We start from the raw sequence: 16,232 nt of genomic DNA, 5'->3' as shown, positions 1-16,232 counted from the left end.
TTAGAATGCCGGCATGAACCTGCTCGCCATCGAAACCGCTACCGAATCCTGCTCCGTTGCCCTGGTCCACGGCGAAACCGTGGTGGCGCGCAGCGAACTGGCGCCGCGCCGGCATGCCGAGCGCGTGCTGCCGATGGCGGATGAGCTGCTTGCCGAGGCCGGCCTCGGCAAGCATGCGTTGGATGCGATCGCCGTCGGCCGCGGCCCCGGTGCGTTTACCGGCGTGCGTTTGGCGGTGTCGCTGGCGCAGGGCATGGCGATGGCGCTCGATCTGCCGGTGGTGACAGTGTCCTCGCTGGCGGCGCTGGCCCTGGAGGCACCGGAAGACGATGCGGCCATCCTGGCGGTGATCGATGCGCGCATGGGCGAAATCTATGCGGCCAGCTATCGCCGCGACGGCAACGGTGGCCTGCTTGCGCTGGATGAGGAGCGCGTCTGCACTGCCGAATCGCTGCTGCTGCCGCCAGCGGCGGCGTGGAACGTAGTCGGCAGTGGCTGGGCCACTTACGCCCAGGCACTGATCGGTCGGCTGGGCGCTGCACCGCGTTCGGCTGACGGTGCCTGCTATCCGCAGGCGCGCCACATCGCAACGTTGGCGGTGAGCGAGTTCAAGGCGGGCAAGGCGCAGGCGCCCGAACATGCGTTGCCGGTCTATCTGCGCGACAAAGTTGCGCTGACCCTGGCCGAACAGGGGCGCTCGTAAAGCACGAGCGCCGCCGCGTTACATCTGCCCGATCGCCATCTGCACCAGCAGACTGCTGATCGATACCGCGGCCCATACCCCCAGCCCCAGCAGGATCGGCCGTGCACCGGTCGAGGCCATCTTGCGCAGGTTGGCAGACAGGCCGATGGCGGTGAGCGCCACGATGATCATGAATTCCGCTGCCAGGTGCAGCGCCGGCTGGATCGCTACCGGCACGAAACCGGCCGTGCGTAGCGCCGAAGCGACCAGGAACCACAGGATGAACCAGGGAAAGATGCGGCCCAGGCTGAAATCGCTGGCCGTGCCGGCGTGCCTGGCGGCGCGTTTTTCGCGCACGGCCACGGCAATCGCCAGGATCAGGCAGATCGGGATGATCAGCGTGGCGCGCGTCAGCTTCACGATGGTGGCGAAATCGCCGGCCGCCTTGCTGTAGCTGTAGCCGGCCGCGACCACCGAGGAGGTGTCGTTGATCGCCGTGCCCGCCCACATGCCAAAGCCCAGATCCGACAGGTGCAGCAGATGGCCGAGCAAGGGGAACAGCAGCACCGCCACCACGTTGAACAGGAAGATGGTGGAGATGGCGAAGGCGGTGTCGTGATCGTCCGGCTTGATGATCGGTGTCACCGCGGCAATCGCCGAGCCGCCGCAGATGGCGGTGCCTACGCCGATCAGGATCTGCAGCTTGTCGTGCACCTTCAGCAGGCGCCCGAGCACCAGCGCGGTAACAAAGGCGGTGGTCATGGTCACCAGGGTTACCGACAGCGACTCCAGGCCGGTCTTGGCCACCTGGGTCAGGCTGAGGCCGAAACCCAGCGCGATGATCGACCACTGCAGTACTTGCTTGCTGGCGAACTGGATGCCCGGATTGACGGCATTCGGCAGGGTAAACAGATTGCGTACCGCGATGCCGAGCAGGATGCCGAACACGGGGCCGCCGATCAGCGGAACGACGCGGCCGAGCAGCCAGGCGACGGCCGCGATGCCGAGCGCCAGCAGCAGGCCGGCCAGGCGGGTGGCGGGATGGGAATGGGTCGAGGGGAGGGTGGTAGTAGCGTGCATGAGCGCCACCTCACTGGGGAATGCGCCTATTGTCCGCGTCGCCTCCTATTAGGAAAATTTGAAATATCTAATCAACTATATAAACTAAGCTGATGCTTAACGTCAGCTTGCGCCAGCTCGAGGTTTTCGTGCAGATCGCCTTGCACGGCAGTGTGCGGGCCGCGGCGGAGAGCCTGCACCTCACCCAACCCGCCGCCAGCATGGCCCTGGCCGAAATGGAGCGGCAGCTCGATGCGCCCGTGTTCGACCGCGAGCGCGGCCGGCTGCGCCTGAACGCCCGCGGGCGCGAGCTGCTGCCGCTGGCGCAGGAACTGCTGGAGCGGCACGCCGAGTTCGGGCGCCGCGCCAGCGGCAAGCTGGAATCGCTGGCGGGCGACCTGCGCATCGGCGCCAGCAATACCGTCGGCAACTATCGCGTCGGCGAATTGCTGGGGGATTTCGTGCGCAGCCATCCGCAGGTGGCGATCCGCCTGCGCGTGGCCAATACCGGCGATATCGCGGCGGCGGTGCTCGATCACAGCCTGGACGTGGGCTGTGTGGAGGGCCCGGTAACCCATCCGCTGATCGAGATGCGTCCGTGGCGCGACGACAAGCTGGTGGTGTGCGCGCGGCCCGACCATCCCTTGGCCAAACAACGCCATCTGCAGCCGGAACATTTTGCCGGCGCACGCTGGGTATTGCGCGAGCCCGGTTCGGCCACGCGCACCACCAGCGAACGCGCGCTGGCGCAGCTACCGCCGGGCGAAACAGTGATGGAGCTCGATCAGATCGAGGCGATCAAGCAGGCGGTGACGGCCGGGCTGGGCATTGCCTGTCTGCCGGAAGTGGCGGTGACCGATGCGCTGGCTACCGGCCGCCTGGCAGCGTTGAAAACACCGTTCCTGGATCTGCAGCGCAAGCTTTCCATCCTGCTGCACCGGGAGAAATATCGTGGCGCCGCGCTGGAAGCATTTTTGCTCTCGGTGTCGTAGGTGGGTTACCCCGGACTTGATCCGGGGGTAACCCAACGATCTCTCACCAACGCAACCAAGCACGCGTGGCGAGCGCGAAGTCAGTGACCGCAAGTATTGGAGATCGAGGCCAGCAGCTCTTCGGCTTCTTCATGCGTGCGTGCCCGAATCAGCTTCGGCGCATGCGCACGCAACAAGGCATGGTCCAGCGCCGCCAGTCGATCGCGCACATGCAGGATCTTGCTCGGGTGCATGCTGAATTCATTCAGGCCCAGGGCCAGCAATAGCGCAGTGAAGTTCACGTCGCCGCCGATTTCGCCGCACAGGCTCACTGGCTTGCCGGCGCGCCGTCCGGCGGAAATCACGTGCGACAGCAAGCGCAGCAGCGCCGGCTGCAGCGGGTTGTAAATGTTTTCCAGCGCGTCGTTGCCGCGATCGGCGGCGAGCACGTACTGCGCCAGGTCGTTGGTGCCGATGGCCAGGAAATCCGCGTGTTCGAGCAGCGCGCGCACATTGATCGCCGCCGCGGGCACTTCGATCATCGCGCCCAGCGCCAGCTTTTCCGGCAGGTCGATGTTTTCGCGCTTGAGCTCTTGCCGCGCCAGCTTGAACAGCGTGCGTACTGCGATCAGTTCGTCCGGCTGCGTCACCATCGGCACCAGCACGCGCACCGGGCCATAGCAGGCGGCGCGCAGGATGGCGCGGATCTGGGTGGTGAATACCGCCGGATGGCGCAGCGAAAGACGCACGCCACGCACGCCCAGCGCGGGATTTTCTTCGCCACGGATCACCAGGCCGGCGGCATCGGCCTTGTCCGCGCCCAGGTCGAGCGTGCGGATGGTGACCGGCGCGCCGCCCATGCCGAGCACCACGTCGCGATAGGCAATGAACTGCTCGTCTTCCGACGGCAGCCCTTTGTGACGCAGAAACAGAAATTCGGTGCGATACAGGCCTACGCCATCGGCGCCGCGCGAGCGCGCGAGGGCGACATCGCTGGCCGATTCGGCATTCGCCAGCAGATGCACGCTGATGCCATCGCGCGTTTGCGTGGGCGCATTGGCGAGGCTGGCCAGCCGGCGTCCTTCCGCGGCGGCCTCGCGCTGCCACGAGCGATAGCGGGCCAGGTCCTGTGCGGTGGGATGCACCACGGCTTCGCCGTGCTCGGTGTCGAGCAGGATCAGGTCGTCGTCGTGGATGGTCGCCAGCGCATCGCGCGTGCCCACCAGCATCGGCAGGTTGAGGCTGCGCGCCAGGATTGCGCTATGCGAATAGGGGCTGCCGGAACTGGTGATGACGCCGAGCAGCCCATTGCCCGCCAGATGCGCCATGTCGGCCGGGGCCAGCGTATCGGCCACCAGGATCTCGCCCACACGCGCGGCCAGCTTGCGTTCCTCGACGCTGGTCTGCCGCTGCAGGGCGGAGATGACGCGGCCGATCACCTGGTCGACATCTTCCATGCGGCTGCGCAGATAGGGATCGTCCATCGCGCCGAAAACACCGGCAAGGCGGTCGCGCTGTTTTTTCAGTGCGGCGCCGGCGCGGTAGCGGCCGATGGTGATCATTTCATCCAGGCCGCGCAGCAGTTCGGCATCGTCCAGCAGCAGGCTGTGCGCGTCGATGAATTCGTTCACTTCGCGCGCCAGCGCACCGTGCAGCTTGCCGCGCAATTCGCGCAGTTCCTGCCGCGCGGTTTCCAGCGCGGTGTGCAGATGCTCGAGCTCGGAACTGATTTCTTCTTCCGTGAGCGGGCGCGTATCGACCAGATAGCGACTGGGCTGCACCAGTCGCGCGCGGCCCAGGGTCATGCCGCGCGAGGCCATCGTGCCGGAGAGGATCTGCCTCATGGGCAGCCTCCACGCGACGCGCCGAAAACGGGGGGCGAGGAAAGGGCGGCATCAGGCTGCCGGCGCAATACGAGCTTGCGCGCGGCTGCTTGACGTTGCCGGTTCCCGGTTCCCTGCCTCATGCATTACGCCCCTTCGTCAAACTTACGATTGAATAGATCCACTACGGCATCCAGCGCCGCCGATTCATCCGCACCGTCGGCGCGCACGATCAACGGCGTACCGATGCCGGCAGCCAGCATCATCACGCCCATGATGCTTTGCGCATTCACTTCGCGACCTTTGCTGATCAGCCAGACGGTGGATTTGTAGCTTTGCACCAGTTGCACCAGCTTGGCTGATGCGCGGGCGTGCAAGCCCAATTTGTTGGAGACGACGATTTCTTTTTCAAGCATGGTCTATGAAGATTCCCCCGCGACCGCCGCTGGCCGCGATTTCCGCAAGTTCATCCAGCGGCTTGTCGGCGTAATTGAGCACGCGCAGCAGCATGGGCAGGTTCAAACCGGATACGCAGCGCAGCCTTACCCCGACCGCACTCAAAGACAGGCCGATATTGCATGGCGTGGCGCCGTACAGATCCGCCAACACCAGCACGCCGTCACCGTGATCCAGTTCACGCGCATGCTTGGCTGTAAGCGTGCGCATCACATCCGGATCGGCGCGGGCAGGCACTTCCACCGTGGCGACCCGCAGCGGCAGTTTGGGCAGCACATGACGCGCCGCCTTCACCAACGCCTGGCCGACCGACTCGTGGGTCATCAGGAGCACACCGACGCTCATGACACGGCGGCCTCGCTTGAGTTACGTAAAGACAACATGGAGATCACTCGAGTTCACGATGGAAAGTAAGCACGCCTTCGCGCGAGACGCGGTAGTGCGCGGCGAGCTTCTCGACCAGATAGACCGACCGGTGGCGGCCACCGGTGCAGCCGATGGAGATGGTGACGTAGCTGCGGTCGTCCGCTTCGAAGCGCGGCAGCCAGGCGTCGAGCCAGCGCGCGGTATCGGCAAAATATTCGCCGACCACCGCCTGCTGTTCGAGGAAGTCGCGCACCGGGCCGTCCTTGCCCGACAGCGGGCGCAGGGCCGGCTGCCAATGCGGATTGGGCAGGCAGCGCGCATCGAACACGAAATCCGAATCCAGCGGCAGGCCGCGGCGGAAGGCGAACGACTGGAACATCAGCGTCAGGCCGGGCATGGTCTGCGCATAGCCGGTGGCGATCAGGCGGCGCAGCTGGTGCACGTTCAAGTCGCTGGAGTCGATCACGCGCTCGGCGATCGCCATCAGCGGGCGCAGCAGGCGGCGTTCCTCGGCGATGGCATCGGCCAGCGACAGGCCGCGCGTGGCCAGCGGATGCCGGCGGCGCGTTTCCGAATAGCGCTTGATCAGCACGGCGTCGCTGCAGTCGATGAAGATCAGATGCACGTGCACGGTCGTGGCCAGGGCCGAGAGCACCTTGGGCATGTGCTGGAAATCTTCGTCGCGGCTGCGCACGTCCACACCGACCGCGATGCGGCGCCGGTGGCTGTCGCCGTGCGTGGCGGCGTCGACCACCTGCGGCAACAGCGCGCTGGGCAGGTTGTCGACGCAGTAGAACTCCAGGTCTTCCAGTGCGCGCAGGGCGACGGTCTTGCCGCCGCCGGACATGCCGGTCACGACCACCAGATGGACGGCGCTCGGATCGTCGGCGGGAAGGGGGCTGTCTTGCTGCTGACTCATGGCATTACCAGGGAGGAAGGCGACGCATCTGGTGGGCCTGGCGGTCCATAAAGCTCATGGCCGGGTCGATGCCCTTGCTCTTGAGCATATGGCTGCGTACGGCCGCTTCCACCAGCACCGCGAGGTTGCGGCCGGGAGCGACGGGCAGGGTGATCATCGGCACCTGCACGTCGAAAATTTCGCGATGGCCGACGTCGCCGGTGAGGCGCGTCATGGCATCGGTGTTTTCGCCGTCGCGCAAGGGCTTGAGGTGAATCACCAGGCGCAGGTACTTGGAGGTTTTTACCGAGGTGTGGCCGAACATTTCGCGCACGTTGAGCACACCCAGGCCGCGTACTTCGAGCAGATCCTGCAGCAGCTCCGGGCAGGCGCCGTCGATCACGTCCGGCGCAATCAGGGTGAACTCCGGCGCATCGTCGGCGACCAGCCGATGGCCGCGGCTGATCAGTTCCAGCGCCAGCTCGCTCTTGCCCGAGCCGGCCTCGCCGGTGATCAGCACGCCGATCGAAAACACTTCCAGCAGCACGCCGTGCAAGGTCAGGCGCGGCGCCATGCTGCGCGCCAGGTGGTACTGCATCCAGGTCAGCAGCTCGTGGCCGCGCTTGGCGCTGAGCCACAGCGGGGTATCGGTTTCTTCCGCCACTTCGCGCAGGTCGGTGGGGATGGGCTGGTCCTTGGTGACGATGAATGCCACTGGGCGCGTGGCCGCGGCCTTGTGCACCACTTCCCAGCGCTGGCGCGAATCCAGGCTGTCCAGATAGCTCAGCTCTTCCGTGCCGACGATCTGGATCTTGTTCGGATAGATGACATTGAGATAACCCACCAGCGACGGACGCCGGGCAGGGGTGGAGCCGTATTCGAGCACGCGCGACTCACCACGCATGCCCGCGATCCAGCGTAGCCCCATGCGCTCGTGAATGTCATCGAAGAGTTGTCGTGCGGTAAGCCGATCCAAGAATGTTCCTTTGTGCCGTCGGGCTGCCTGGTCGGGGGCGGCGGCTGGAACATTGTGCCAGTTTGGGGGCGATCGGTTGTAATCGGCGCTGCGGCGGGGAGGGCTGGCGGGCGGTTGGGAGGCCTTGCGGCCGCCTCTCCGTGCGAAGAGGCGGCCGCGAGCGAGCTTACATGGCGGCCTGGCGGGCCTCGTATACCTCGCGTTGGTGTTTGTCACACAACTTTTCACGGTAACGGCGCAACTGCGTGACAAGCGTGTCGAACAGCTTGTCCAGGGAGACGTACATATCGTTCTCGGCGGCCTCGGCATGCAGGCTCTTGCCTGCCACGTTGAGCGTTCCTTCGGCGCGTTGCTGGAGCTTGTCCACCGAAAGCACGACGCTCAGGCTGACTATGTGGTCGTCGAGGCGGGTCAAGCGATCGAGCTTGGCTTCTGCATGAGTGCGCAGGGCCTGGGTGATGTCGATCTTTTGACCACTGAGTTGGAATTGCATGGTGCGCCTCCTTACTAGAGCTGGCCGCCCGGGGGCGGCGTGGTTGGGTGCGCGGATCGCCGTGAAACGATCGGTGGCACCGTGAAGCGAAACCTTACTCTTCGATATGGGAACGTTCCGTTTGCGCGCAAGTTCCCCGTTGCGGAGAACGGGGCCGGGCTGGTTCAGCTGCTGCGCTGTCGTTCGCTGGAGCTGGGAATACGCAGGATTTCCCGGTATTTCGCGACCGTGCGGCGGGCCACCTGAATGCCCTTGTTGTGCAGTTCTTCGGCCAGCGCCTGATCCGACAACGGCTTGCGCGGATCTTCGCCGTCGACCAGCTTGCGCAGCATGGCCTGGATGGCCGTGGCGGACGCGCTGCCGCCGTCTTCGGTGGAAACGCCACTGGAAAAGAAATATTTCAGTTCGTACGTGCCGCGCGGCGTGTGAATGTATTTGCGGGTGGTTACACGTGAAATGGTCGATTCATGCATACCCACTTCCTCCGCCACTTCGCGCAGCACCAATGGCTGCATGGCTTCCGGACCGTAGTCCAGGAAAGCGCTTTGCCGACGCACGATGGCTTCCGCCACCTTCAACAGGGTTTCGGCACGGGATTCCAGGCTCTTGATCAGCCACCGCGCTTCCTGCAGCTGCCCGCGCATCCAGGTGGCATCGTCGCTGCGCGCCTGGGCGATCAGACTGCAATAATGCTGGTTAAGACTAAGTTTCGGCTGGCTCTCGGGATTGAGCAGAACCCGCCAGCGGGTGCCGTCCTTGCGGGCGTAGACGTCGGGTGCGACGTACTCCACCGGGGTCGTGTCCATCGCGGCGCCCGGGCGCGGGTCCAGGCTGCGGATCAGCAGCGCGGCGGCGGTGGTTTCTTCCTCGGTGGCGTGCAGGCGGCGGGCCAGCTTGGCGATGTCGTTGCGCGCCAGCAGTTCCAGTTCGCTCTCGACAATGCGCAGGGCGAGTTCGCGATGCGGCGTGCCGGGATCGAACTGCTCCAGCTGCGCGCGCAGGCAATCGGGCAGGTCGACACTGGCCACGCCGGCGGGATCGAAGTGCTGCAACTGCCGGCGTACGCTCTCTACTTCCTCAAGCGTGGCTTTCAGGTGCGGGGGCAGCGCGGCGAGCACCGCATCCAGGCCTTCGCCCAGATAGCCATCCGTATTCAAGGCATCGATCAATACCGTGGCGATCGCTTTCGAGCGCGCATCCATCGGTGTCAGATTGAGCTGCCACAGCAGATGCTCCTGCAGTGATTCGGCCGCGGCGTTCTGCGGTTCCATGCCTTCGTCGTCGCGGTTGTTCGAGCTGTTGCCGCTGCCGTTGCTGGAGGAAAAATCGATCGGTTCGTCGGTGCTGATATCCGGCTCGGTCCAGTCCGGCGCTTCGTCGTTGGTGTCGCTGCTGGACGTGCTTTCGCTGCCAGCGGAGACCGCGGGCTCGTAGTCGTTCTCGAACTCGCTGTCGGCGTCGTCTTCGTTTGTCTCGCCGTCCGCGTCTTCGGCAAATTCGAGCAGCGGATTGCTCTCGGCAAGCTGACGCAACTCGGCGGCCAGCTCCAGTTGCGACAATTGCAGCAGGCGGATGGCCTGCTGCAACTGCGGCGTAAGAGCCAGCTGTTGATTGAGACGGAACTGAAGCCCTGGTTTCATGCCTGCCGAAGGGGTGAATATGGGTTCATCCTAACCCTTCGGCGGAACGCCGACCATACTTGTCACGGCCGGAATGAGCGGTGGTGCGTGCGGATGTGAAGCCGCGCAAATTAGGTCTTGTGGAGCCGCTTGAGTTGCGCTATTACAGTCGGAATTCGCGGCCCAGATAGACTTCTCGCACCTTCTCGTCGGCCAGGATATGGGCCGGCGTGCCGCGCGAAAGAACCTCACCCTCGTTCATGATGTAGGCGCGGTCGCAAATGCCCAGCGTCTCGCGCACGTTGTGATCGGTGATCAACACGCCGATGCCGCGCTCTTTGAGATGCCGCACGATGCGCTGGATTTCGCCCACCGAGATCGGGTCCACGCCGGCGAACGGTTCGTCCAGCAACATGTAGCGCGGTTCGGCGGCGAGGGCGCGGGCAATTTCCACGCGGCGGCGTTCACCGCCGGAAAGGCTGATGCCTTTCTGCCCGGCGATGTGCGCGATCTTCAGTTCGTCCAGCAGGCTTTCCAGCTGCGCGTCGCGCTTGCGCTGGTCGGGTTCGCGCAGTTCCAGCACGGCCATGATGTTGTCGGACACGCTGAGCCGGCGGAACACCGAAGCTTCCTGCGGCAGGTAGCCGATGCCGAGCTTGGCGCGCAGATGCATGGGCAGGGCGGTGATGTCCTGCTTGTCGAGCTTGATGGCGCCGGCGTCGGCCTCGATCAGGCCCACGATCATGTAGAAACAGGTGGTCTTGCCGGCACCGTTGGGGCCGAGCAGGCCGACCACTTCACCCTGGCGGATCGAGAACGCGAAGTCGCGCACGACCTTGCGTGCGCGGAAACTTTTTTGCAGGCCTTCGGCGGAAAGCATAGAGAACGTTTATTCCTTGGTCGACGCGCTGCTGGCAGGCGCCGGCGCGGTGGGTGAGCTGGAAGCCGCGGCCGGCTTGGTGGTGCCGTCCGCCGGTTTGGCCGGGGTGGAGGCCGGCGCCGGCGCGGGTGCGCCCGGCTTGCCGTTCTTCGGCGGCGGCAGCGGTTTCTGCTTGGGCAGGAAGGTCATCGTCACCGGACCGGCACTGCCGCTCTCGCCGACCATGTAGCCGGTCTGCGTGTTGTAGGTGAGCTTGGCGCCATGCGCGTCGCCCTTGTTCTGCTGGTGCACGAAGGCGTTGCCGGTGAGGATGGCGATGCTGTTGACGTTGTCGTAGTAGAGCTGGTCTGCATCGCCGGTCATCAGGTTGCCGTTGTCGTCGAGCTGCTCGATGTGCGGGCGCTTCTGCGGCGTGCCGGTCACGATGATGTGATCGACCGAGGTGTCTTCCTTGGCGGTCCAGATCTTGGCCAGTTCGCCGGTCAGCTTCATGGTGCCCTGGGTGATCAGCACGCTGCCCTTGAAGGTGCTGATCGAGTTGGGCTCGTTGTAGCCGTCCATGCTGTTGGCGTGCACCACGTGGATCGGCTGGTTGCGGTCATCCTGCCTGGCCAGCGCCGGTTGCAGCAGCAACAGTCCGGCAATCAACAGGCTTAGCCGTAGCGTTGTTCTGGCTTGAATACAGCACGCCGTGCACGTCATTGAGCAACTCCAGATGGTTATCGTTTAGGCTGGCGCGCATGCCGACGCCGTTCATTACGGTGGCTCCCTGCGTCATGGTGGCCGGATCCGCCGTCTCGATGCGGTTCTCTTTCGGCCAGCCGGTGACATTGGAGGTGCACAATGTTGCCATGGGACCCAGCGGGTAGGCAGGGCGGTGCATATATACCGAGCCGTCCAGCCGCATCAGCGTGCCGCTTTTGTTGACCCAGCCGAACGGCGCATTGCCGTGCCAGTCCGGCACGCCGGGCTTCTTGGAGGTGATGTCGAACACCGGCGTGTTGATGTACAGCGATTCGTCGCCGGCACGCCGATCCATGCGCGGCGCGGTCATGGTGAAGCTGAGCAGGCCGTCGACGTCGTAGCTCCATACTTTGGAGTCGTACAGCAAATAATCGGAAATCGGCGGCCCGACGAAGTCGTTGACTTCCGGCGCACCGACTACCCAGCTGCGCAGCATCCAGCTGGCAGGCGCTGCGATGGCCAGCAGCACGATGGTGACGGTAGTGCGGTTGTCGCGCAGGTATTGGCGAAAATTCACCGCCAGTGCTCCTGTTCGCTGGCGCTCTTGCCCTGCGCGTGCAGGATCAGGTCGCACACTTCGCGCACGGCGCCCAGGCCGCCTTCGAGCCGCGTCTGCCAGTGTGCGCGTTCGGCCACCCACGGGTGCGCATTGGCCACGGCAACCGCCAGGCCGCTCAGGCTCATGGCCGGCAGGTCGGGCAGGTCGTCGCCGACGAAGGCCACTTCCTCGGACTGCAGCTTGAGCGCCTCGAGAATCTGGCGCAGGCATTCGCGCTTGTCGTTCTGGCCCTGGTAGACGTGGGCGATATCCAGCTCTTCGGCGCGCAGAGCTACCGGATGGCTGATGCGTGCGCTGATGATCGCCACCTGGATGCCGTTGGCCTGCAGGCGCTTCAGCCCGAGCCCGTCATGCACGTGGAAGACCTTGGTTTCATGACCGCTTTCGCTGTACCAGAGGCGGCCGTCGGTGAGCGTGCCGTCCACGTCGAACGCGGCCAGGCGGATCTTGGCGGCGCGGGCGAGCAGGTCGGCGGGAAGATTGGCGAGATAACCCATGTGGTGGCGGCTTGGTTCGGGTTCAGACCACGCGTGCGCGCAGCAGATCGTGGATGTTCAGTGCGCCGACCACGCGTTGTGCGTCGTCGACCACCAGCAAGGCGTGAATCTGGTACTTCTCCATCAGCTGCGCCGCTTCGATGGCGAGCTTGTCGGCGCCGATCACCTTCGGGCCGCGCGTCATCAGGTCGCTGACCCTGGCGTTGCGCAGGTCCACGCCGTCGTCGTCCAGGGCGCGGCGCAAGTCGCCGTCGGTGAACACGCCCAGCAGCTGCTGTTCGTGATCGACCACGGCGGTCATGCCCAAATGCTTGCGCGTCATTTCCATCAAGGCTTCGGTAAGGCTGGCGTCGGGGGAGATCATCGGTACGCCGGGCCCGGTGTGCATCACATCGCTGATATGCAGCAACAGGCGGCGCCCCAGGCTCCCGGCAGGGTGGGAACGCGCGAAGTCCTCAGAGGTAAACCCGCGCGCTTCCAAAAGTGCGATGGCCAGCGCGTCGCCCATCACCAGGGCGGCGGTGGTGCTGGCGGTAGGGGCCAGGCCCAGCGGGCAGGCTTCGGTCGAAATGCCGGCGTCCAGGTGCACGTCGGACTGGCCGGCGAGGGAGGAATACGGGTTGCCGGTGATGGAAATCAGCGGAATGCCCTGGCGCTTGATCACCGGCAGGATGAACAGGATTTCGTCCGTCTCGCCCGAATTGGACAGGGCCAGCACCACGTCCTGCGGCAGGATCATGCCCAGGTCGCCGTGGCTGGCTTCGCCCGGGTGGACGAAGAACGCCGGCGTGCCGGTGGAGGCCAGGGTGGCGGCGATCTTGCGCCCCACATGGCCGGATTTGCCCATGCCGGTTACCACCAGGCGCCCCTTGCAGCCCAGGATCAGGCGGCAGGCGTCCACGAAATGGCGGTCGATGCGCGGCTCCAGCGCGCGGATGGCGGCGGCCTCGGTGGCGATCACCATGCGGGCGCTGCTCACGATGGCGGCGGCATCCACCCGGGTGGACTTGGGCTTGGCGATGGGTGCGTTCATGCGTCCTCGGGGCAGGGTTGCCGGCGCCATGTCGTTTCTGCGGCAGCAGATTTCCATTAACATGGCATATTCGCATTCTATCTTGATGCCTGACGCCAAAGTTCCGCCCCTCGGCATAGAGCGGCCGGCGTTCAGGATCCCAATGATTTGGAAGACTAATGGACGCAGCCAGCATCCAGGCAATGATCGAAGCCGGCCTGCCCGGTGCCCAGGCAAACGTGCAAGGCGACGACGGCGTGCACTTCGAAGCCGAAGTAGTGGCCGCGCAGTTTGCCGGCAAGTTGCCGCTGGCGCGCCACCGGCTGGTCTACGCCACACTGGGCGACCTGATGGGGGGCGCGATCCATGCGCTTGCACTCAAGACCCTGACCCCGGAAGAAGCCGCTGCGCGCCGTTGATGCCCGCTGCAGCCGCTTTCCGGGTTTCGTTTTTTCCAAGGATTCCCGATGGCCAAAATCCTGATCAGCGGCGGTGAGCCGCTACGCGGCGAAGTAGGCATTTCCGGCGCCAAGAACGCCGTGCTGCCGATTCTCGCGTCCTGTCTGCTGGCCGATGAGCCGGTAACGATCAGCAACGTTCCGCACCTGCATGACGTCACCACCACCATGGAACTGCTCGGCCAGATGGGCGTGCAGCTGGTGTTGGACGATCGCATGAAGATCCAGGTGGACCCGCGCTCCGCCGATCGCTATTTCGCCCCCTACGAGCTGGTGAAAACCATGCGCGCCTCGATCCTGGTGCTGGGGCCGCTGGTGGCGCGCTTCGGCCAGGCCGAGGTTTCGCTGCCCGGCGGCTGCCAGATCGGCTCGCGCCCGGTCGACCAGCACATCCGCGGCCTGCAGGCGCTGGGCGCGGATATCGACGTGGAGAACGGCTACATCAAGGCTCGCGCCAAGCGGCTGAAGGGCGCGCGCATCGTCATGGACATGGTGACCGTGACCGGTACCGAGAACGTGATGATGGCGGCGGTGCTGGCCTCCGGCACCAGCATCATCGACAACGCGGCGCAGGAACCGGAAGTGGTCGACCTGGCCAACTGCCTCAACGCGATGGGTGCGCAGATCGAAGGCGCAGGCTCCTCCACCATGGTGATCCATGGCGTGGAACGCCTGCACGGCGCCTCCTACGAAGTGCTGCCCGACCGCATCGAAACCGGCACCTTCCTGGTCGGTGCGGCGATGACTGGCGGCAAGGTGCGTGCCCGCAATGCGCGCGCCGATACGCTCGATGCGGTGCTGGCCAAGCTGGAAGAGGCCGGTGCGCACATTTCCACCGGCCCGGACTGGATCGAGCTGGATATGCAGGGCCGCCGGCCGAAGGCGGTGAACATCACCACCGCGCCGTATCCGGCGTTCCCCACCGACATGCAGGCGCAGTTCACCGCGCTCAACTGCGTGGCCGAAGGGGTGGGCATCATCACCGAGACGGTGTTCGAAAACCGCTTCATGCACGCGCACGAATTGCAGCGCCTGGGCGCGGATATCCGCCTGGAAGGCAATACCGCCATCATCCAGGGCGTGGACAAGATGAGCGGTGCGCCGATCATGGCCACCGACCTGCGCGCATCCGCCTGCCTGGTGCTGGCCGGCCTGGTCGCCGAGGGCGATACCACGGTCGACCGCGTGTATCACATCGATCGCGGCTACGAAAACATCGAGGAAAAGCTCGGCACGCTGGGTGCGCGGATTCGCCGCCTGCCGACCTGAGCGCAAGCGCGCAAGCACAAAAAAAGGGCCGCTTTCGCGGCCCTTTTATTTGTCGCCTTACGGCGAGCTGTAGTGCACCAGCTGCAAGGTGAGATTGCCGCCGTCGCTCTGCGCCAGCTTGACCGGCACCACGAACTGCTTGGGCACGTACCACGCATCGAAGTGGCTGTCCGAATCGGTGCGGGTGATGCGCTCGGCATGGAAGCTGCCGGCGGGTACCTGCACGGCTTCGGCACCTTGCACCTTGAATTGCTGCTGCTCCACGCGCTGCCGCACACCCACCGGCAGGCTTACGTTCTGGCTGCCGCTGCGCAGCGCCATGCCCAGTGCGAAGGGCAGCGTATTGCGGTCGACCATGCCCGGTTGGGCGGCGTAGCTGGAGGAGCCTTTGCCTTCATCCACGCTGACCTGCTTGCTGTTCCAGTTCACTTGCATCGAGCGCTGCTTGGTCTTGAACGCCACCACGGTGGAACGGTAGCTCTCGGTTTCCGGTGCATTGTTGTTCCAGCGGAAGCGCGTAACGTCGCTGGAGTTCGCGCCCAGCGCGGCCGCGAGGCCGGCGGTGCCGTGAATCTGGTTGCTGTATTCGTATTCGCCGTTGCCCAGTGCTTTGAGCGTGATGGTGGCGGTGCCCATTTCTTCGCCCTGGCTGGAGACCTGGTAGGTGGCGGTGAATGGCGTGGGCGTGGCAGCGAATAGCGTGGGGGAGACGGCCAGTGCGAGACCGGCAAGGAGCGTGCGGGGGAGTTTGAGTGTGCGCATGGATCGGCAGTGTACGTGCCGATCCTGAACGCCTTGTTGCCTTATTGGCGAACGAGTTTTCCGTCTCGCATCCGCAAAGGTTTGCGAAGCACTTCGCCATCCAGCATGACGCCCTCTTCACGCAGCAGCAGGCGATCTGCGGCGATCCATGCCACTACTGCGGGAAGCAGCTGATGTTCGAGCGGCAGCAGGCGCTCGGCCAGTGCGTGTTCGTCGTCGCCAGCCCCGATCGGCAGCAGGGTCTGCGCGATCACCGGACCGCCGTCGAGTTCGGCGGTGACGAAGTGCACGCTGGCGCCATGTTCATCGTCGCCGGCCTTGATGGCGCGCCGATGCGTATGCAAGCCGCGGTATTTGGGCAGCAGCGAAGGGTGGATGTTGATCATGCGCCCGACCCAGGGCTTCAGCGCATCGCCGTCGATGATGCGCATGTAGCCGGCCAACACCAGCAGGTCCGGTTTGCTGGCGGCGATGCGCTCGAACACGGCGAAGTCGTAATCGCGTCGTGTTGCGTAGTCTTTCGGTTCCAGCACGCAATGCGGAACGCCGGCCAGCTGCGCGAGCTGCAAGGCGCCGGCATCAGGCTTGTCGCTGGCCACCAGCACGAATTCCGCCGCCAGCTCGCCGCGTTCGCGCGCAGCCAGCAGCGCGGCGAAATTGCTGCCGCGGCCGGAGGCAAGTACTGCAATGCGAAGCGGTGAAGGCAAT

19 protein-coding genes are annotated in these 16,232 nt (G+C 65.0%); 4 read left to right on the top strand and 15 right to left on the bottom strand.

All coding sequences use genetic code 11. The features are described 5' to 3' along the window. The first annotated feature begins 13 nt into the window (after positions 1 to 13). A complete protein-coding gene (gene tsaB / locus IGX34_RS00435) occupies positions 14 to 703 on the top strand; it encodes a tRNA (adenosine(37)-N6)-threonylcarbamoyltransferase complex dimerization subunit type 1 TsaB (RefSeq protein WP_192553696.1) in 690 nt (229 codons plus the stop codon). An 18-nt stretch (positions 704 to 721) separates the two neighbouring features. On the opposite strand, the gene IGX34_RS00430 is transcribed toward tsaB, so the two are convergent. After that, on the bottom strand, positions 722 to 1,762 hold the full coding sequence (locus tag IGX34_RS00430) for a YeiH family protein (RefSeq protein ID WP_192553695.1): 1,041 nt from the start codon (positions 1,760 to 1,762) through the stop codon (positions 722 to 724). Positions 1,763 to 1,854: 92 nt separating this feature from the next. Here IGX34_RS00430 and IGX34_RS00425 point away from each other — a divergent pair, with 92 nt between their 5' ends. Further along, a complete protein-coding gene (locus IGX34_RS00425; RefSeq protein ID WP_192553694.1) occupies positions 1,855 to 2,733 on the top strand; it encodes a LysR substrate-binding domain-containing protein in 879 nt (292 codons plus the stop codon). An 80-nt stretch (positions 2,734 to 2,813) separates the two neighbouring features. Here the strand turns inward: IGX34_RS00425 and ptsP are convergent, their stop codons facing one another. The 12 genes from ptsP to IGX34_RS00365 all read right to left on the bottom strand — a co-directional run bounded on the left by ptsP (position 2,814) and on the right by IGX34_RS00365 (position 13,056). Continuing rightward, positions 2,814 to 4,556, bottom strand: coding sequence for a phosphoenolpyruvate--protein phosphotransferase (gene ptsP / locus IGX34_RS00420; RefSeq protein ID WP_192553693.1), 1,743 nt, complete (start codon positions 4,554 to 4,556; stop codon positions 2,814 to 2,816). Between the two features lie 125 nt (positions 4,557 to 4,681). After that, complete coding sequence (locus IGX34_RS00415) at positions 4,682 to 4,951, bottom strand: HPr family phosphocarrier protein (protein ID WP_192553692.1); 270 nt, start codon at positions 4,949 to 4,951, stop codon at positions 4,682 to 4,684. Further along, positions 4,944 to 5,336 carry a PTS sugar transporter subunit IIA gene (locus IGX34_RS00410; RefSeq protein ID WP_192553691.1) on the bottom strand — a complete coding sequence of 131 codons (393 nt, stop codon included), beginning with the start codon at positions 5,334 to 5,336 and terminating at the stop codon, positions 4,944 to 4,946. Before IGX34_RS00410 ends, IGX34_RS00415 begins: the two co-directional genes overlap by 8 nt. A gap of 43 nt (positions 5,337 to 5,379) precedes the next feature. Beyond that, entirely contained in the window at positions 5,380 to 6,276 is an 897-nt protein-coding gene (gene rapZ / locus IGX34_RS00405; protein WP_192553690.1) for an RNase adapter RapZ, read from the bottom strand. 4 nt (positions 6,277 to 6,280) lie between these two features. Beyond that, a complete protein-coding gene (hprK, locus tag IGX34_RS00400) occupies positions 6,281 to 7,231 on the bottom strand; it encodes an HPr(Ser) kinase/phosphatase (RefSeq protein ID WP_192553689.1) in 951 nt (316 codons plus the stop codon). A gap of 166 nt (positions 7,232 to 7,397) precedes the next feature. Next, positions 7,398 to 7,724, bottom strand: coding sequence for a ribosome hibernation-promoting factor, HPF/YfiA family (gene hpf / locus IGX34_RS00395; RefSeq protein WP_192553688.1), 327 nt, complete (start codon positions 7,722 to 7,724; stop codon positions 7,398 to 7,400). A 164-nt stretch (positions 7,725 to 7,888) separates the two neighbouring features. Then, a complete protein-coding gene (locus IGX34_RS00390) occupies positions 7,889 to 9,364 on the bottom strand; it encodes an RNA polymerase factor sigma-54 (protein ID WP_192553687.1) in 1,476 nt (491 codons plus the stop codon). A gap of 142 nt (positions 9,365 to 9,506) precedes the next feature. Next, entirely contained in the window at positions 9,507 to 10,223 is a 717-nt protein-coding gene (gene lptB, locus IGX34_RS00385) for an LPS export ABC transporter ATP-binding protein (protein WP_192553686.1), read from the bottom strand. A 9-nt stretch (positions 10,224 to 10,232) separates the two neighbouring features. After that, a complete protein-coding gene (gene lptA / locus IGX34_RS00380) occupies positions 10,233 to 10,871 on the bottom strand; it encodes a lipopolysaccharide transport periplasmic protein LptA (protein ID WP_225737123.1) in 639 nt (212 codons plus the stop codon). Continuing rightward, positions 10,822 to 11,484 carry an LPS export ABC transporter periplasmic protein LptC gene (lptC, locus tag IGX34_RS00375; RefSeq protein WP_192553684.1) on the bottom strand — a complete coding sequence of 221 codons (663 nt, stop codon included), beginning with the start codon at positions 11,482 to 11,484 and terminating at the stop codon, positions 10,822 to 10,824. Before lptC ends, lptA begins: the two co-directional genes overlap by 50 nt. Then, positions 11,481 to 12,023, bottom strand: coding sequence for a KdsC family phosphatase (locus tag IGX34_RS00370; RefSeq protein ID WP_192553683.1), 543 nt, complete (start codon positions 12,021 to 12,023; stop codon positions 11,481 to 11,483). Before IGX34_RS00370 ends, lptC begins: the two co-directional genes overlap by 4 nt. 22 nt (positions 12,024 to 12,045) lie before the next feature. Next, positions 12,046 to 13,056: a KpsF/GutQ family sugar-phosphate isomerase gene (locus IGX34_RS00365; protein WP_192553682.1), complete on the bottom strand. Its 1,011-nt coding sequence runs from the start codon at positions 13,054 to 13,056 to the stop codon at positions 12,046 to 12,048. Between the two features lie 158 nt (positions 13,057 to 13,214). Here IGX34_RS00365 and IGX34_RS00360 point away from each other — a divergent pair, with 158 nt between their 5' ends. Together IGX34_RS00360 and murA are read left to right on the top strand one after the other, a co-directional pair. Next, positions 13,215 to 13,454 (top strand): BolA family protein, encoded by a 240-nt coding sequence (locus tag IGX34_RS00360; RefSeq protein WP_128897323.1) that lies wholly within the window; start codon positions 13,215 to 13,217, stop codon positions 13,452 to 13,454. A 48-nt stretch (positions 13,455 to 13,502) separates the two neighbouring features. Continuing rightward, positions 13,503 to 14,762 (top strand): UDP-N-acetylglucosamine 1-carboxyvinyltransferase, encoded by a 1,260-nt coding sequence (gene murA / locus IGX34_RS00355; RefSeq protein ID WP_192553681.1) that lies wholly within the window; start codon positions 13,503 to 13,505, stop codon positions 14,760 to 14,762. A 57-nt stretch (positions 14,763 to 14,819) separates the two neighbouring features. On the opposite strand, the gene IGX34_RS00350 is transcribed toward murA, so the two are convergent. Together IGX34_RS00350 and purN are read right to left on the bottom strand one after the other, a co-directional pair. After that, on the bottom strand, positions 14,820 to 15,524 hold the full coding sequence (locus tag IGX34_RS00350; protein ID WP_192553680.1) for a DUF3108 domain-containing protein: 705 nt from the start codon (positions 15,522 to 15,524) through the stop codon (positions 14,820 to 14,822). A 41-nt stretch (positions 15,525 to 15,565) separates the two neighbouring features. Then, positions 15,566 to 16,231 (bottom strand): phosphoribosylglycinamide formyltransferase, encoded by a 666-nt coding sequence (gene purN, locus IGX34_RS00345; RefSeq protein WP_192553679.1) that lies wholly within the window; start codon positions 16,229 to 16,231, stop codon positions 15,566 to 15,568. Position 16,232: the final 1 nt, after the last annotated feature.

Origin of the sequence: Dyella acidiphila, assembly GCF_014863405.1 — a bacterium.
Taxonomy (GTDB): Bacteria; Pseudomonadota; Gammaproteobacteria; order Xanthomonadales; family Rhodanobacteraceae; genus Dyella_B; species Dyella_B acidiphila.
Note: the sequence above shows the minus strand (reverse complement) of the source record. Positions and strands in the feature narration are given on the sequence as shown.

What these genes read in the sequence shown, in the direction of transcription:
- IGX34_RS00390 (WP_192553687.1), bottom strand. Translation starts at nt 9,364, where the DNA reads ATGAAACCAGGGCTTCAGTTCCGTCTCAATCAACAGCTGGCTCTTACG.
- hpf (WP_192553688.1), bottom strand. Translation starts at nt 7,724, where the DNA reads ATGCAATTCCAACTCAGTGGTCAAAAGATCGACATCACCCAGGCCCTG.
- IGX34_RS00410 (WP_192553691.1), bottom strand. Translation starts at nt 5,336, where the DNA reads ATGAGCGTCGGTGTGCTCCTGATGACCCACGAGTCGGTCGGCCAGGCG.
- IGX34_RS00370 (WP_192553683.1), bottom strand. Translation starts at nt 12,023, where the DNA reads ATGGGTTATCTCGCCAATCTTCCCGCCGACCTGCTCGCCCGCGCCGCC.
- tsaB (WP_192553696.1), top strand. Translation starts at nt 14, where the DNA reads ATGAACCTGCTCGCCATCGAAACCGCTACCGAATCCTGCTCCGTTGCC.
- IGX34_RS00425 (WP_192553694.1), top strand. Translation starts at nt 1,855, where the DNA reads ATGCTTAACGTCAGCTTGCGCCAGCTCGAGGTTTTCGTGCAGATCGCC.
- murA (WP_192553681.1), top strand. Translation starts at nt 13,503, where the DNA reads ATGGCCAAAATCCTGATCAGCGGCGGTGAGCCGCTACGCGGCGAAGTA.
- IGX34_RS00365 (WP_192553682.1), bottom strand. Translation starts at nt 13,056, where the DNA reads ATGAACGCACCCATCGCCAAGCCCAAGTCCACCCGGGTGGATGCCGCC.
- ptsP (WP_192553693.1), bottom strand. Translation starts at nt 4,556, where the DNA reads ATGAGGCAGATCCTCTCCGGCACGATGGCCTCGCGCGGCATGACCCTG.
- IGX34_RS00360 (WP_128897323.1), top strand. Translation starts at nt 13,215, where the DNA reads ATGGACGCAGCCAGCATCCAGGCAATGATCGAAGCCGGCCTGCCCGGT.
- lptB (WP_192553686.1), bottom strand. Translation starts at nt 10,223, where the DNA reads ATGCTTTCCGCCGAAGGCCTGCAAAAAAGTTTCCGCGCACGCAAGGTC.
- IGX34_RS00430 (WP_192553695.1), bottom strand. Translation starts at nt 1,762, where the DNA reads ATGCACGCTACTACCACCCTCCCCTCGACCCATTCCCATCCCGCCACC.
- IGX34_RS00415 (WP_192553692.1), bottom strand. Translation starts at nt 4,951, where the DNA reads ATGCTTGAAAAAGAAATCGTCGTCTCCAACAAATTGGGCTTGCACGCC.
- IGX34_RS00350 (WP_192553680.1), bottom strand. Translation starts at nt 15,524, where the DNA reads ATGCGCACACTCAAACTCCCCCGCACGCTCCTTGCCGGTCTCGCACTG.
- rapZ (WP_192553690.1), bottom strand. Translation starts at nt 6,276, where the DNA reads ATGAGTCAGCAGCAAGACAGCCCCCTTCCCGCCGACGATCCGAGCGCC.